This window comes from Salmonella sp. SAL04213 (genome assembly GCF_046550535.1).
Lineage (GTDB): Bacteria > Pseudomonadota > Gammaproteobacteria > Enterobacterales > Enterobacteriaceae > Salmonella > Salmonella enterica.
In genome coordinates this window covers 72,794-88,903 of the sequence record NZ_JBGDXS010000007.1, presented here as the reverse complement: position 1 = coordinate 88,903, position 16,110 = coordinate 72,794, and the positions used below count along the sequence as shown (strand labels likewise).

The following is a 16,110-nucleotide window of genomic DNA, read 5'->3' as shown; positions in this document are numbered from 1 at the left end:
CGTAAGGGGCGGATAACTCAACGGAGTGAATATGAGCGTATTACGTTCGTTATTAACTGCTGGGGTGCTGGCGTCAGGCCTGTTCTGGAGCCTGAGTGGAATCACTGCCACGCCAACGCAGCAGGAGTCGGATCAACGCTGGACGGTCACCCAGCAGCGTAATCCGGATGCTGCCTGTCTGGACTGTCACAAACCGGACACCGAAGGTATGCACGGTAAACATACGGGCGCTATCAACCCGAACAATAAATTGCCGATAACCTGTACCAACTGCCACGGTCAACCGTCGCTTCACCACCGTGAAGGGGTGAAAGATGTGATGCGTTTTAACGACCCGATGTATACGGTAGAGCAGCAGAACAGCGTCTGTATGTCCTGCCACTTGCCTGAACAACTGCAAAAAGCGTTCTGGCCGCACGATGTTCATGTTACTAAAGTGACCTGCGCCAGTTGCCATTCCCTGCATCCGCAGCAAGACACGATGCAGACGCTAAGCGAGAAAGGGCGGATCAAAATATGCGTGGATTGCCACAGCGATCAGCGTACTAACCCGCACTTTAACCCGGCGTCCGTTCCGTTGCTTAAGGAGCAGCCATGAGTTGCACCCGACGTCAATTTATTACCCGCGTCGGCGCGCTGGCGGCGGTCAGTGGGATGGCAGGACGCGTTGTAGCGAACACGTTGAATATTAACGGCGTGCGTTATGGCATGGTACACGATGAGTCATTATGCATCGGCTGCACGGCCTGCATGGATGCCTGTCGGGAAGTCAACAACGTGCCGGAAGGCGTATCGCGCCTGACGATTATTCGCAGCGAGCCGCAGGGGACGTTTCCTGATGTGAAATATCGCTTCTTCCGCCACTCGTGCCAGCATTGCGACCATGCCCCCTGCGTTGACGTCTGCCCGACGGGGGCATCATTCCGCGATGCCGCCAGCGGTATTGTCGACGTGAATCCGGACCTTTGCGTCGGCTGCCAGTACTGCATTGCCGCGTGTCCCTACCGCGTGCGCTTTATCCATCCGGTCAGTAAGACGGCGGATAAATGCGATTTCTGCCGGAAAACCAACCTGAAAGCGGGCAAACAGCCCGCCTGCGTTGAGTCATGCCCGACGAAGGCGCTGACGTTTGGTAATCTGGACGATCCCAACAGCGATATTTCCCGTTTGTTGCGGCAGAAAACCACCTATCGTTACAAGCTGGCGCTGGGCACAAAACCGAAGGTCTACCGCGTTCCCTTTAACTATGGGGAGGTGAGCCAATGACATCCGCTTCTGCATTTCATTTTGCATCACTGGTGTGGGACTGGCCCATCGCCATCTATCTGTTCCTGATTGGCATCTCCGCCGGACTGGTTACGTTGGCGATTCTGCTGCGCCGCTTCCATCCGGAGGCGGGCGGTTCGGACAGCACGCTGTTGCGCACTACGCTGGTGTTAGGGCCGGGGGCGATTATTCTTGGTCTGCTGATTCTGGTCTTCCACCTGACGCGTCCGTGGACCTTCTGGAAGCTGATGTTCCACTACAGCTTTACCTCGGTGATGTCGATGGGGGTGATGCTGTTCCAGTTGTACATGGTGGTGTTAGTGCTGTGGCTGGCGAAAATCTTTGAAAAAGAGGTGATTGCCCTGCAACAGCGTTGGCTGCCGCGGTTAGGGATCGTGCAGAAAGTGTTGGCGCTAATAACGCCGTTTCATCGCGCGCTGGAGACGTTAATGCTGGTACTGGCGGTTCTGCTCGGGGCGTACACCGGCTTTCTGCTGTCGGCGCTGAAATCCTATCCGTTCCTGAATAACCCGATCCTGCCGGTGCTGTTCCTGTTCTCCGGCATCTCCTCCGGCGCGGCGGTGGCGCTGATTGCTATGGCGTTACGCCATCGTAGCAACCCGCACAGCACCGAGGCGCGCTTTGTACATCGCATGGAAACCCCAGTGGTATGGCTGGAGATCTTCCTGCTGGCGGCCTTTTTTATCGGGCTGGCGCTGGGCGATGACGGCAAAATGCGCGCGCTGGCGGCGGCGCTGGGCGGCGGATTCTGGAGCTGGTGGTTCTGGCTTGGGGTCGTAGGGCTGGGATTGATTATCCCGCTGTTGCTGAAACCCTGGGCAAACCGTAGCGTCACGTTTCACGGCGTGCTGGCCGTTTGCGGCGCCAGTTTGACCGGCGTGCTGCTGCTGCGCTTTTTCATTCTTTATGCGGGACAGCTAACGGTTGCATAATCTGGACATCTTCCTTCCTGAAGCCGGATTTCTGGCGCTGTTGTTGAGTCTCGGGGTCTACGTGTTGACCCCGCTGGCGACGTGGTGCGGGATGGGGCTGCACTGGCGCGGCGTCATGCGCCTGACGACCTGCGGTGCGTGGACGGCGTTCACGCTGCTGCTACTGGCGTTTGCGATTCTGGTTAGCTGTTTTCTGACCAGCGATTTTTCGGTCGTTTATGTTGCGCAGCATAGCCATAGTCAGTTGTCATGGGGACTGAAACTGGCGGCGGTATGGGGCGGTCATGAAGGCTCGCTCCTGCTGTGGGCGCTGCTTCTTTCGGGGTGGACGGCGCTATTCGCCTGGCGCTCCCGGCATGAATCTGACGCGCTTTTTCCGCTGACCCTGAGCATCTTGTCCCTCATTATGGCTTCGCTGCTGCTATTTATTGTGCTGTGGTCCGATCCGTTCCTGCGTATTTTCCCTCCCGCCATGGAAGGGCGCGACCTTAATCCCATGCTGCAACATCTGGGGCTGATCTTACATCCGCCGCTGCTCTATCTGGGTTATGGCGGCCTGATGACCGCGGCGAGCGTAGCGCTGGCCTCGCTACTGTGCGGCGGCTTTAACGCGGCAACCGCCTGGGTGTGCTGGCGCTGGGCGTTACCCGGCTGGTGCGCTCTGACGCTGGGGATCATTCTCGGATCGTGGTGGGCGTATTGCGAACTGGGCTGGGGCGGCTGGTGGTTCTGGGACCCGGTGGAAAATGCCTCATTGTTGCCGTGGCTTGCCGCCAGCGCGTTGCTGCACAGTCTGTATGTCAGCCGCCAGCGCGGGAGCTTCCGTCACTGGTCGTTGCTGCTGGCGATACTGACGCTGATCCTCTCGTTGCTGGGAACGCTGATTGTGCGTTCCGGCATTCTGCTCTCCGTCCATGCTTTTGCGCTGGATAACGTGCGCGCGGTGCCGCTGTTTACCCTTTTTGCCGCGTTAAGTCTGGCATCGCTTGCTCTGTACGGCTGGCGGGCGCGGGAGCCGTATCCGGCGGCGCGTTTGGGCGGCGGAAAGTGCGAAACGCTCATTCTGACGACGCTGCTGCTCTTTAGCGCCGTCTTGTTGATCGTGCTGGTCGGGACGCTCTACCCCATGATTTATGGTTTGATGGGCTGGGGAAGGCTTTCGGTGGGCGCGCCCTATTTTAATCGCGTCACGCTGCCGTTTGGTCTGCTGATGCTGGTGGTTATCGTACTGGCGACAATCAGAAGCCGCAAAGTCTCTGTGCATCGTCAGCTTCCGGCATTGCTGGCGCATACGGGCGTATTTATCTTCGCCGCCGGGATCATGGTTTCCAGCGGTAGTCGGCATGAAATCAGCCTTAACCTCAGCCCCAGTCAGCAGGTAGTACTGGCGGGCTATACCTTTCGTTTCGAGCGTCTGGATCTGGAAGCCAAAGGCAACTACACCAGTGAAAAAGCGCTGATCACGTTGTGGCGGAATGAAAAACGCATTGGCAGCCTGCAGCCTGAAAGGCGCTTCTATGCCGCGCGTCGTCAACAGATGATGGAGCCGGGGATTCACTGGAACCTGCTACATGACTGGTACGCAGTGATGGGCGAAAAAACCGGACCGGATCGTTACGCCATGCGCTTATACGTGCAGACCGGCGTGCGCTGGATCTGGGGTGGGGGATTGTTGATGGTGTGTGGAGCGCTGTTGAGCGGATGGCGGGGGAGGAAGCGTGACGCGTAAATTACTCACAGCGTTGCCGGATGGCGGTGTAAACGCCTTATCCGGCCTACAGGATGCGCAAACCGTAGGCCGGATAAGCGTAGCGCCATCCGGCAGAAAGTTTTTACTCTTAACGATCGTCCTGTTTTTAATCACCTTCGCCACCCACGCCCAGGTGGTGGATACCTGGCGCTTTGACAATCCGCAACAGCAGGAAAAAGCGCTGTCTATTGCCGGTCAACTGCGCTGTCCGCAGTGTCAGAACCAGAATTTGCTGGAATCCAATGCGCCCGTGGCGGTCAGTATGCGCCATCAGGTTTACAGCATGGTGGCCGAAGGTAAAAGCGAAGCGGAAATCACCGCCTGGATGACCGACCGTTATGGTGATTTCGTACGCTACAACCCACCGTTGAATGAGCAAACGCTGCTGTTGTGGACGCTGCCGTACCTGCTGTTATTGCTGGTGGGCGTGGTAGTCTGGCGGGTGAGAAAGCGTCAGCACGCAGAAAAGGGGGAACAATGAGCCAGTCTGAACACTCCACTGCGCCGTTACGTCCCATGCCCGTAAAGCGTCTGGCGGCTGCGGCGGTGTTGATGGTGGCTGCCTGTGTCGGCGGCTATCTGTTGACGCCGAAATGGCAGGCTGTGCGTAGCGAGCAACAGCGTCTGGCCGATCCGCTACGTGACTTTACGAACCCGCAAACGCCAGAGGCGCAGCTTTCCAGGCTGCAAGAAAAAATCCGCGCCAATCCGCAGGATAGCGAGCAATGGGCGCGGCTGGGCGAGTATTATCTCTATCGCAATGCGTATGACAATGCGCTGCTGGCATATCGTCAGGCGTTGCGTCTGCGAGGCGATAACGCGCAGCTTTTCGCCGCGCTGGCAACGGTGCTGTATTACCAGGCCGGGCAACATATGACGCCTGCGACGCGTGAAATGATTAATAAAGCGTTAGCGCTGGATGCGACAGAAGTGACCGCGCAGATGCTGCTGGCGGCGGATGCGTTTATGCAGGCGGATTATGCGCAAGCCGTGTCGCTGTGGCAAACCTTACTGGATGCCAACTCGCCGCGAGTGAACCGCGCGCAGCTGGTAGAGGCCATTAATTTGGCTAAATTGTTACAAAATCGGCAGAAATAATTTTTTCTTTTTTGTGACTTTTGTCATGTGTGCTGTTTAAAAAAACGGCGAATGAGACACAAGTAAAAATTAATTACCTCAGTGTATTATTCGTTTTTGACGAAGTAAAAAACTTTCCATAACAAATAGTTATTCATCATTAACGCCATAAACTCGCGTTATTATGCATAAAAACAGCCAAAAGCCCTGTTATGAAAGGGTTGCGCAAGACGCTATGCAAATGATACTGATTATGCGCGTTAAAAAACTCTACAAACCAACGCAACACAAATCATACCCTTTCAGTATGTATTGCTCTCATGCTTTCGGCGGAGAGCAACGCTTCATCGAGGAAGTCTGTTGTTATGAAAAATTTGAAAGTCAGCCTGGCCTGGCAAATTTTGCTGGCTATGGTGCTGGGCATTCTGTTGGGCAGCTATCTGCATTATCACAGTGACAGTCGTGAATGGCTGATTGCCAACCTGCTGTCGCCTGCTGGCGATATCTTTATCCATCTGATTAAAATGATCGTCGTGCCGATCGTGATCTCGACTCTGATTGTCGGCATCGCCGGCGTTGGCGATGCAAAACAGCTAGGCCGTATCGGCGCCAAAACCATTCTCTATTTTGAACTGATCACTACGGTGGCGATTATCCTCGGCATTACGCTGGCGAATGTCTTTCAGCCAGGCTCAGGCATTGATATGTCGCAACTGGCGACCGTCGATATTTCGAAATACCAGAACACCACGGCGGAAGTACAAAGTCATGCGCATGGGCTGATGGGGACGATACTGTCGCTGGTGCCGACCAATATCATCGCATCGATGGCCAAAGGGGATATGCTGCCAATTATCTTTTTCTCGGTCCTGTTTGGACTGGGGTTGTCATCCCTGCCGGCAACGCACCGCGAACCGCTGGTGACGGTATTTCGTTCCATCTCTGAGACCATGTTTAAAGTCACCCATATGGTGATGCGCTATGCGCCAGTGGGCGTTTTTGCGCTGATCGCCGTCACGGTGGCGAATTTTGGTTTCGCGTCGCTGTGGCCGCTGGCGAAACTGGTGCTGCTGGTACACTTTGCCATTATCTTCTTTGCGCTTGTAGTGCTGGGCATCGTGGCGCGCCTGTGCGGGTTAAGTATCTGGATTCTGATTCGCATTCTGAAAGATGAATTGATTCTGGCGTACTCGACCGCCAGCTCCGAGAGCGTGCTGCCGCGCATTATCGAGAAGATGGAAGCTTACGGCGCACCAGCCTCTATCACCAGTTTCGTGGTACCGACCGGTTACTCATTTAACCTCGACGGCTCCACGTTATACCAGAGCATCGCCGCCATTTTTATCGCGCAGCTATACGGTATCGACCTGTCGCTGTGGCAGGAAATTGTACTGGTGCTGACGCTGATGGTGACGTCGAAAGGGATTGCCGGCGTGCCTGGCGTTTCCTTCGTGGTGTTACTGGCGACGCTGGGCAGCGTGGGCATTCCGCTGGAAGGGCTGGCGTTTATCGCCGGTGTCGACCGTATCCTCGACATGGCGCGTACTGCGCTAAATGTGGTGGGGAATGCGCTGGCGGTGCTGGTGATCGCCAAGTGGGAACACAAGTTTGACCGCAAAAAAGCGCTGGCCTACGAGCGCGACGTGCTGGGCAAATTTGATAAGACCGCCCAATAACGGATTGCCGGATGGCGCTTTGCTTATCCGGCCTACAGCGAAAGAGAATGTAGGCCGGATAAGGCGTTCACGCTGCCACCCGACAACCTGCTCCGGGTTGCCTGATGGCGCTACGCTTATCAGGCCTACAACGACTACGTTCATCCGGCAATAAACATCAGCCATTTGTTAGCGTTTCGAACTCTTCGCAACCGGTATCAAACCCTTCCAGACAGCTTAGATTCAACCAGTGCAACGCCTTCTGCTTGTTCTTTTCAATAAAGCCCGGTTCACCGTTTAAAAACATCATTCCCGCCCAGTATTCTGAATAGCCGGTACGGGAAATGGCGGAACTGCGTTTGAAATACCAGGCGGCTTTTTCATCATCGGCGGCAATGCCCACGCCGTTGGCGTAAATCAGGCCAAGCAACATTTGCGCATCCACCGCGGAGTCGTTATCCAGATCTTCAGAGGCCTTTTGCAGCAGCGAGATGGCTTTTGGGTAGTCCGGGCGCCCGGCCTGGGTGTTGACCAGGATCCGCGCCAGCGTAATTTCGCCCGCTTTACTGCCCGCGTTAGCCGCCTTTTCAGCCAGCTTTTTCGCGTCGGGATAATCCAGGCTTACCGGATTAGTGATTTTGATTTGCGCCAGTAGCGCGCAGGCGTCGGCGTCGCCACTGTCGGCGGCTTTTTGCGCCCAGTATTCAGCTTTGTTCAAATCGCCATAGCTCAACCAACTGTCGGCCAGAAAATATTGTGCGCGTCTGTCACCTGCCTCTGCTGCCTGCAAATACTGGCTACCCGGCTCAGGATCTGCGGCATGGGCAAAGAATGTCATAAACAACATCAATGCAAGAAGTAGTTTCATTTTGAATTTTATTTAGGGTACGGAAAAGACAGTATAAAGAGATCGTATGGATAAAAAAACAGCCTCCGGGCGGAGGCTGTTATAGGGAAAATGCCTGATGGCGATGCTAATGCATCTTATCAGGCCTACAGTAGACGCAGGCCGAATAAAGCATTCTGATGCCGCCATCCGGCAGATCAACCCATTGCGCTTTCGCGCAGGCGGGTTTTCAGCTTGTTGTATTCATCAATCACATACTGCTCGGCGGCTCGCTGATCGGCGATCGGCTCAACGCGTACGGCGCAGTATTTGTACTCCGGCGTTTTGGTAATCGGGCTGAGGTTTTCAGTCACCAGCTCGTTACAGGCGCCAATCCACCACTGGTAGGTCATGTAAATCGCCCCTTTGTTCGGGCGATCGCTGACCTGCGCGCGGGTGATGATTTTACCTTTGCGCGAATGAACCCACACCAGCGCTTCATCTTCAATGCCCAGACGCGCGGCGTCGGCGGTATTGATTTGCGCATAGCCCGGTTCATCGGCCAGCGCGGCCAGCGCCGCACAGTTACCGGTCATTGAGCGGCAGGAGTAGTGGCCGACTTCGCGCACCGTCGACAGTACCATCGGGTACTCTTCGGTGAGTTTATCGATAGGCGCTACCCAGTCGCAGGTGAAGAACTGCGCCAGACCGTTGGGGGTATCGAACTTCTCTTTAAAGAGGTACGAGGTTCCCTGATCGGCATCCGACGTGTCGCGGCATGGCCACTGGATATAGCCCAGTTCGCCCATTTTCTCGTAAGTGGCACCGTAGAAATCCGGGCACAGATGACGCAACTCATCCCAGATCTCCTGGGTGTTGTTGTAGTGCATCGGATAGCCCATCCGGGTGGCGATTTCACCGATAATCTGCCAGTCGGTTTTCAGGTCCCACTTCGGTTCAACGGCTTTAAAGAAGCGCTGGAAGCCACGGTCAGCCGCAGAGAAGACGCCTTCATGCTCGCCCCAGGAGGTGGAGGGTAAAATCACATCCGCCGCCGACGCGGTTTTGGTCATGAAGATATCCTGCACGATGACCAGTTCCAGATCCTCAAATGCTTTACGTACCGCAGAGAGCTCCGCATCGGTTTGCAGCGGATCTTCACCCATAATGTACGCCGCGCGCACTTCGCCATGCGCCGCACGGTGCGGCAGCTCGCTGATGCGATAGCCGGTATGCGCAGGCAGACTTTCTACGCCCCAGGCTTTAGCGAACTTCTCGCGGTTTTCCGGGAACTTAACGTACTGGTAGCCCGGATAAGTATCCGGCAGCGCGCCCATATCGCACGCACCCTGAACGTTGTTCTGGCCGCGAACCGGGTTAACGCCCGCGCTTGGCTTGCCGAGGTTGCCGGTCAGCATCGCGAGGCTGGTCAGTGAACGCACGGTTTCCACACCCTGATAGAACTGGGTGACGCCCATCCCCCACAAGATCGCTGCGCTTTTCGCGCTGGCATACATCCGCGCCGCCTGCCGAATCTCCTGTGCGCTCACGCCAGTGATCTCTTCGACGGACTCCGGCGTATAGCCTTCGACAATCTTGCTGTACTCTTCAAAACCTTCGGTACGGCTGGCGACAAACGCTTTGTCGTACAGGTTTTCTTCAATAATGACATGCCCCATGGCGTTGAGCAGCGCGATATTCGAGCCGTTTTTCAACGCGATATGCATGTCGGCAATGCGCGCGGTTTCAATTTTGCGCGGATCGCAGACGATAATTTTCGCCCCGTTGCGTTTAGCGTTAATCACATGATTCGCCACGATAGGGTGGGAATCCGCCGGGTTATACCCGAAGACGAACACTAAATCAGTGTTATCAATTTCGTTAATCGCATTACTCATTGCGCCGTTACCGACCGATTGGTGCAGACCTGCAACCGATGGGCCGTGTCAGACGCGAGCGCAGCAGTCAACGTTATTGGTACCAATAACGGCGCGTGCGAATTTTTGCATTACATAGTTGGTTTCATTTCCGGTACCGCGAGAGGAGCCGGTTGTCTGGATTGCATCCGGACCGTACTTTGCTTTGATGGCGCTCAAACGTTCAGCGACGTAATTGAGCGCTTCATCCCAGGAAACAGATTCCAGTTTGCCGCCACGCTGGCGACGGATCATTGGGGTTTTCAGGCGCGGGGTCAGGATCTGGGTATCATTAATAAAATCCCAGCCGTAGTAGCCCTTCAGACACAGGGTACCCTGGTTGGTTTTCCCCTGCGCCGCCTCAGCCCGGACGATTTTGCCGTTATCGACCACCAGATTGATTTTGCAACCTGATGCGCAATACGGGCAAACCGTGACGACTTTTTTCATCGGTTTCGCTCCAGTTAATCAAATCGCGCATACGCGCTGTCGCCCTCAGTATGCATGTTTTATGCCACTTTTTTAGTATGGGCTTTCCCTGATATTACGGGCGAATTTTGCTCAAAACCCTGACGAAAAACAGGCTATCGTCAGTTTTGACGTGTCGAAAGAAAATACCGCATGACATTTATTATGGGGAGAAACGCGGAGCGCAGGCCAGATAGGGCGGAGCCGCCATCCGGCAATCGACTCTGCCTGAAGTGGAAATTACCCGGATGGATAGACTCAAGGCCAGGGAACGCGTTGAGACTAACGCCAGGATAGAACGGGCCGCGGCAGGCAGTGCCATACCGCGGCCCGGCTTCAGAGGAGGCTGAAAAGGATTATCGCGGCAAAAATAGCGGCAATAACGAGATATTTCAGCGCGTAATAGAGAGTGCGGTTTTTCTTTTTCAGCCGTTGCCCGGCATCGCGTGCTGCGTGAACGTATTTAAAGATGCGATTAATCGCACCGGTGCGATCGTTCTCGTCGTTTGGCGAACTGGCGGCGGACATCAACGATGCGCCGACCCAGTGGTTTACGCTCTGCGCCCAGCGCCATTTCATTGGGCGCTCAATATCGCAAAAGAGGATAATACGCGTCTGCTCAGTTTTATTTTCCGCCCAATGAACGTAGGTTTCGTCGAAGATGACGGCTTCGCCGTCGCGCCAGCTATGGCGCTGTCGATCAACTTCAATAAAACAGCGGTCGTCATTCGGTGTGCTTAATCCAAGATGGTAACGTACTGAACCGGCATAGGGGTCGCGATGTTTTCCCAGATAGGCCCCGGGAGGCAACTCGGCGAACATCGCCGCTTTAATAGAGGGGATGCTGTTGACCAGCTTTGTCGTTATCGGGCATAACGTTTCCGCCGACGGGTGGGCATCGGAATACCATTTAAGGTAAAACCGTTTCCAGCCGCGCTTGAAAAAGGTGTTGAATCCGGCGTCGTTATTGGCCTGCGCGGCTTTTATGTGATGCTGAAGCCGTAGCGCCTCTTCACGAATCACCTGCCAGTTTTCTGTCAGCTTCTGCAGCTCTGGAAATGCCGTGGTATCAAAGTACGGCTGCTTTGCCGGTAACGTTGAGAAGCGAGTCATGAACATATTGATCGGCGCCATAAACGTCGAGTGGTCAAAGAGCTGACGGGAAAGTTTTTGTTTTTCCACCCCGCGTGAATGCGCATAAATGACGCTGATAATAAAAATACCGATAATGATTGCTGCGAACATAACGTCACTGTCCTTCTAAGAAAACCTCATCCCGGGATTTTCAGGCAACCCTCCCGGTGATGCCAAAGAGAAAAGTGTAGTTCGTTGACAATAAATTTACATTTCTACAACTTAAAAGGGCCATTTTTGCTAAAGAAGCGAGTCAGCCCGTTTAACCTTTATCCAGGCTTGTCGACAGTAGAATTGAGATGGCTCCGCTACTTCACCCGGTGATGGCTGATTACGTTATGCCTTATCTCCCGATGACGGCTGCCAGATCACAATGCTTTCGTAAACCGAAAATGACTTTGCTTGTAACCTTCGCGAAGATAAAAACGGTGTGCATCGCGGCGTTTAATATTTGTGGAAAGCTCCGTTAGCTCGGCACCAGCCTGACGTGCTTCTTCTTCTGCCCAGGCCAGAAGCTGACTGCCAACTTTTTGTCCCCGCATCTGCGGTAATACCACCAGCTCCTGAATTTCGCCAATCCAGTTGGCATGATGGAGATGAAACTGCATATGCAGGCTGATCATGCCGACCACCTCTCCGTTGCGCAGCGCTAAACGATAATGAACGTTGGGGTCCAGTAAATTAGCGGCGAATCCATCCCTGAAAGCCTGATAATCAAGCTCATTTTTAAGTAACTCACAGATAAGCGCGTAAACAGAATCGGTATCCTCTGTTGTCGCGTGGCGTAATTCACAGACTGGCATAATGTCCTCCCGACGCTTCATCAGGATCAACCATCTTTCGCCAGACTGTAGCAAACTACCGTCATGATTTATTCTATGGCAGCTAAACGGCGGATAACGTGCAGCCAAAGATCACTCTGATGGCAAGGGGGAGGGCGAGCCTCCCGGGGAGTTAGGTGGCAGGCTGATGTTTAACCACGTTAATCATCCACGGCACACCGAAACGATCGCTGACCTTGCCGAAACCCTGCGCCCAGAAGGTCTCCTGCCAGTCCATTTCGATTTGCCCTTGTGCGGCAAGGTTATCAAACCAGCGCTTCCCTTCTGCTACATCCTGGGTATCAAGCACCAGCGTAAAGCCGGAATAATGCGCCGTTCCTGACGCGCTGGCATCACTCATCATGATATCGCTGCCGGCAATGCGCATGTTGGCGTGGGCGATAGCAGTATCGGGAAAGCGCATTCCTGACGGGCAGCCCTCTTCGTTATCCGCCGCCGAGGGGGGCATTTCACCGAAGCTGAGTTTATAAAGCAGTTCTGCGCCTAACGTTTGTTGATAATACGCGATGGCGTCGGCACAGTTGCCGGCAAAAGAGAGATAGGGACTTAACGGCATGATGGTTACCTCAGGTAAGAGATGCTCGTTAAGTGTAGTTCGAAATTGGCACAATATTGTCGGTGGCAGGGCCGCTCAGGCCCGGTAAGCAGGCGCTACCGGGCAATGACGCGGTAAATCAGTTCTTTTTCACGAACTCTGATTTCAGTTTCATCGGGCCAAAACCATCGATTTTGCAGTCGATGTTATGGTCGCCTTCAACCAGACGAATGTTCTTCACTTTGGTGCCGATTTTCAGCATGGAAGAGCTGCCTTTTACTTTCAGATCTTTCACGATGGTGACGCTATCGCCGTCTGCCAGCAGGTTGCCGTTGGCGTCTTTGACAATCAGCTCATCGCTCTCCTGAGCGGGTTCCGCATCGTTCCATTCGTGAGCGCATTCCGGGCAGATGAACATGCCGTTATCTTCGTAGGTATATTCGGAGTTACATTGCGGGCAGTGGGGTAATGACATGTTGGTATCCTCAAAAAGTCAGCGGGGGCAAACGCGCCCAAAAATGGCAGATCGCCGAAAAAGGCCGCAATTATACACAAAATCCTTAGCGTTGTCGGGACTATTGCCGCTTTTATAAAAGGGTCTGCGCCACGCCAGTCAGCAATGGTTTACACTCGAATAACCGCTTTTTACTGTCACCACAGCGCATTAGGGCGTCCTTGTTTACACCTTTTGACCGAATTGACATATATGTGTGAAGTTGATCACATATTTAAACCCTGTTAGGGTAAAAAGGTCATTAACTGCCCATTCAGGCGTCAACAGGTTCGGTTGTACAGTCCGTAACCGGACAGTGTAAGTAAACCTGCTACGCTTGTATGAGGGATAGCGTTCGCGCCCCTCCCTCCGCTCGACGGCGACGCTGGCGCGGTATGCCAGTGCCCGCCGTATATAGCGCTACAGGGCTTAGCCTATGAGGACAGCTATGCTGAAAAGGAAAAAAATAAAACCGATTACACTGGGCGATGTGACCATCATTGATGACGGTAAACTTCGCAAAGCGATTACCGCCGCCTCGCTGGGCAACGCGATGGAGTGGTTTGATTTTGGTGTTTATGGATTTGTTGCCTACGCGTTGGGTAAAGTCTTTTTCCCCGGCGCCGATCCCAGCGTCCAGATGATTGCCGCGCTGGCCACGTTTTCCGTTCCCTTCCTGATTCGTCCGCTCGGCGGGTTATTCTTTGGTATGCTCGGCGATAAATACGGGCGCCAGAAGATCCTGGCGATCACGATTGTGATTATGTCGATCAGTACCTTCTGTATCGGGTTAATCCCCTCTTACGCGACGATCGGTATCTGGGCGCCAATACTGTTGTTGCTGTGTAAAATGGCGCAGGGCTTCTCGGTTGGCGGGGAATATACCGGCGCGTCGATCTTTGTCGCGGAATATTCCCCGGATCGTAAACGTGGATTTATGGGAAGCTGGCTGGATTTTGGTTCCATCGCCGGGTTCGTGTTGGGCGCGGGCGTGGTGGTCTTAATCTCAACGATTGTCGGCGAGGAGAATTTCCTGGAGTGGGGCTGGCGTATTCCGTTCTTTATCGCCCTGCCATTGGGAATTATTGGTCTCTACTTACGCCATGCGCTGGAAGAGACGCCAGCGTTTCAGCAGCACGTGGATAAACTGGAGCAGGGCGACCGCGAAGGGTTGCAGGATGGGCCGAAAGTCTCCTTTAAAGAGATTGCCACCAAACACTGGCGTAGCCTGTTGTCATGTATCGGTCTGGTGATTGCCACCAACGTGACCTACTACATGCTACTCACCTACATGCCGAGCTACCTGTCGCATAACCTGCACTATTCTGAAGATCACGGCGTGTTGATTATCATCGCCATTATGATCGGGATGCTGTTTGTGCAGCCGGTGATGGGGCTGCTGAGCGACCGTTTCGGTCGACGTCCATTTGTGATTATGGGCAGCATTGCGCTGTTTGCGCTGGCGATCCCGGCCTTCATCCTGATTAACAGTAACGTTATTGGCCTGATTTTTGCCGGTTTGTTGATGCTGGCGGTGATTCTGAACTGCTTTACCGGGGTGATGGCCTCGACATTGCCGGCGATGTTTCCGACGCATATTCGTTACAGCGCGTTGGCGGCGGCTTTTAATATCTCTGTATTGATTGCCGGTCTGACGCCAACGCTGGCGGCCTGGCTGGTGGAAAGCTCGCAGGATCTGATGATGCCAGCGTATTATTTGATGGTCATCGCGGTGATAGGCTTGGTTACCGGTATTTCCATGAAAGAGACGGCCAATCGTCCGCTAAAAGGCGCAACGCCAGCGGCGTCGGACATCCAGGAAGCGAAGGAAATTCTGGGCGAGCATTACGATAATATTGAGCAGAAAATCGACGACATCGATCAGGAAATTGCGGAGCTGCAGATCAAACGTTCGCGTCTGGTACAGCAACATCCGCGTATCGATGAATAAATTTCGCGCTTAAGGTTCGCTTAATCTCTCGCGGGCATACTCTCCTCCATACCTTTGGAGGAGAGCGTCATGAAAAGCTATATTTATAAAAGTTTGACGACCCTGTGTAGTGTGCTGATTGTCAGCAGTTTTATCTATGTGTGGGTCACGACGTATTAAACGCCTGTTATGCCTTTTTCAACAGCACCCAGGCACGGGTGCCTGTTCTTTCCGTACGGTTTTGCAGGAAAAACTGTCCCTGATGTAGCTGGGTGATGCGGCTGACGATACTCAGCCCCAGGCCAATTCCGCCATAACGGCTGTCCATCCGCACGAACGCTTCGCTTAGCTTCCCGCATTTGCTTTCATCAATACCCGGCCCCTCGTCTTCGACCGCCATAATAGCGTCGGGGTCGGCGCTAATGTGGATAGTGATATGGGTTCCTTCAGGGCTATAGCGATGCGCGTTTTCCACCAGATTTCGCAGCAGCATACGCAGTAACGTCGCGTCACCGCGCACCACCACGTCCGCCGCGCTTTCCGGCAGCAACAGAGTTTGCTGGCGCGTTTCCAGCATGGTGTTCAGCTCATCGTAGGAGGGGAGGATCACATCTTCCAGCAGTTTTACTTCCTGATAATTCCCGGAAGAGAATGACTGGCCCACGCGCGCCAGTTGCAGAAGCTGGGAGACGCTATCCATCATCTGGTCAAGACGGGCGATAAGCGGCGCGACATCAACATTGTGGGTTTTTGACAATAATTCCAGATGCAAACGCACCCCCGACAGCGGCGTGCGTAGCTCATGGGCCACATCGGCGGTAAAAAGGCGTTCATTGTCGAGCGTGGTGGTCAAACGCGTAACCAGTTGATTGATCGCCGAGACGACGGACTCAATCTCAAGCGTGGAGCTGTGAATGGCGATCGGCGCCAGATTATCCGCCGTCCGCGCTTCCAGCTCTTTTTGCAGTTCGGCGAGCGGACGGGTAATACGCCGTACCGCCTGGTAACAAATTAGCAGCGTCAGGCTAACCATAAATACGCCGGGGACGATCAGGCTGGCGACCGCCTCGCGAATTTCGTGCATGATATGGCGATCGTTGTTGCGATTATCCCGCAGCGCCTGCTCGAACAATTGGATTTGCTCAGTACTTTCATGCCATAACCAGAAGGTACTGATTAACTGGAACACCAGCAGAATAAGACCAATTGTCAGCATTAAACGCTGGCGAAGGGTCATCGCTCTTCGCTGAAAACGCATCAGGCTC

The 16,110-nt window shown here is 54.1% G+C and carries 14 protein-coding genes and 1 pseudogene; 8 read left to right on the top strand and 7 right to left on the bottom strand.

Going from position 1 to position 16,110, the window contains the following annotated elements:
• Window positions 1-31: 31 nt before the first annotated feature.
• The 6 genes and pseudogenes from nrfB to gltP all read left to right on the top strand — a co-directional run bounded on the left by nrfB (window position 32) and on the right by gltP (window position 6,722).
• Window positions 32-598 carry a cytochrome c nitrite reductase pentaheme subunit gene (gene nrfB / locus ACLJPQ_RS17250; protein ID WP_017441244.1) on the top strand — a complete coding sequence of 189 codons (567 nt, stop codon included), beginning with the start codon at window positions 32-34 and terminating at the stop codon, window positions 596-598.
• On the top strand, window positions 595-1,266 hold the full coding sequence (gene nrfC / locus ACLJPQ_RS17245; RefSeq protein ID WP_001278025.1) for a cytochrome c nitrite reductase Fe-S protein: 672 nt from the start codon (window positions 595-597) through the stop codon (window positions 1,264-1,266). The genes nrfB and nrfC overlap by 4 nt, the downstream gene beginning before the upstream one ends.
• Window positions 1,263-2,219 (top strand): cytochrome c nitrite reductase subunit NrfD, encoded by a 957-nt coding sequence (nrfD, locus tag ACLJPQ_RS17240; RefSeq protein WP_061424938.1) that lies wholly within the window; start codon window positions 1,263-1,265, stop codon window positions 2,217-2,219. Before nrfC ends, nrfD begins: the two co-directional genes overlap by 4 nt.
• Window positions 2,212-4,450 (top strand): annotated as a pseudogene (nrfF, locus tag ACLJPQ_RS17235) (heme lyase NrfEFG subunit NrfF). The gene nrfD and the pseudogene nrfF overlap by 8 nt, the downstream one beginning before the upstream one ends.
• Window positions 4,447-5,067, top strand: coding sequence for a heme lyase NrfEFG subunit NrfG (gene nrfG, locus ACLJPQ_RS17230; protein ID WP_000083232.1), 621 nt, complete (start codon window positions 4,447-4,449; stop codon window positions 5,065-5,067). The pseudogene nrfF and the gene nrfG overlap by 4 nt, the downstream one beginning before the upstream one ends.
• Window positions 5,068-5,411: 344 nt before the next feature.
• Complete coding sequence (gene gltP, locus ACLJPQ_RS17225) at window positions 5,412-6,722, top strand: glutamate/aspartate:proton symporter GltP (RefSeq protein ID WP_000793278.1); 1,311 nt, start codon at window positions 5,412-5,414, stop codon at window positions 6,720-6,722.
• A gap of 157 nt (window positions 6,723-6,879) precedes the next feature.
• Here gltP and yjcO read toward each other — a convergent pair whose 3' ends face one another.
• From yjcO to ACLJPQ_RS17195, 6 genes are all read right to left on the bottom strand, one after another.
• Complete coding sequence (yjcO, locus tag ACLJPQ_RS17220; protein WP_000771454.1) at window positions 6,880-7,569, bottom strand: Sel1 family TPR-like repeat protein YjcO; 690 nt, start codon at window positions 7,567-7,569, stop codon at window positions 6,880-6,882.
• Window positions 7,570-7,745: 176 nt separating this feature from the next.
• On the bottom strand, window positions 7,746-9,893 hold the full coding sequence (gene fdhF, locus ACLJPQ_RS17215) for a formate dehydrogenase subunit alpha (protein WP_080184863.1): 2,148 nt from the start codon (window positions 9,891-9,893) through the stop codon (window positions 7,746-7,748).
• A 354-nt stretch (window positions 9,894-10,247) separates the two neighbouring features.
• Window positions 10,248-11,156: a lipid A hydroxylase LpxO gene (lpxO, locus tag ACLJPQ_RS17210; protein ID WP_000457029.1), complete on the bottom strand. Its 909-nt coding sequence runs from the start codon at window positions 11,154-11,156 to the stop codon at window positions 10,248-10,250.
• Window positions 11,157-11,413: 257 nt separating this feature from the next.
• A complete protein-coding gene (phnO, locus tag ACLJPQ_RS17205) occupies window positions 11,414-11,848 on the bottom strand; it encodes an aminoalkylphosphonate N-acetyltransferase (protein WP_001549776.1) in 435 nt (144 codons plus the stop codon).
• Window positions 11,849-11,999: 151 nt separating this feature from the next.
• Entirely contained in the window at window positions 12,000-12,443 is a 444-nt protein-coding gene (yjdN, locus tag ACLJPQ_RS17200; protein WP_001131301.1) for a VOC family metalloprotein YjdN, read from the bottom strand.
• 118 nt (window positions 12,444-12,561) lie between these two features.
• Entirely contained in the window at window positions 12,562-12,897 is a 336-nt protein-coding gene (locus ACLJPQ_RS17195) for a zinc ribbon domain-containing protein YjdM (RefSeq protein WP_000056482.1), read from the bottom strand.
• Between the two features lie 466 nt (window positions 12,898-13,363).
• Here ACLJPQ_RS17195 and proP point away from each other — a divergent pair, with 466 nt between their 5' ends.
• Window positions 13,364-14,866: a glycine betaine/L-proline transporter ProP gene (gene proP / locus ACLJPQ_RS17190; RefSeq protein WP_070793929.1), complete on the top strand. Its 1,503-nt coding sequence runs from the start codon at window positions 13,364-13,366 to the stop codon at window positions 14,864-14,866.
• Window positions 14,867-14,935: 69 nt separating this feature from the next.
• Complete coding sequence (gene pmrR / locus ACLJPQ_RS17185; RefSeq protein WP_000844399.1) at window positions 14,936-15,025, top strand: LpxT activity modulator PmrR; 90 nt, start codon at window positions 14,936-14,938, stop codon at window positions 15,023-15,025.
• 7 nt (window positions 15,026-15,032) lie between these two features.
• Here the strand turns inward: pmrR and pmrB are convergent, their stop codons facing one another.
• Window positions 15,033-16,103 carry a two-component system sensor histidine kinase PmrB gene (gene pmrB / locus ACLJPQ_RS17180; protein ID WP_001212189.1) on the bottom strand — a complete coding sequence of 357 codons (1,071 nt, stop codon included), beginning with the start codon at window positions 16,101-16,103 and terminating at the stop codon, window positions 15,033-15,035.
• Between the last annotated feature and the right edge of the window lie 7 nt (window positions 16,104-16,110).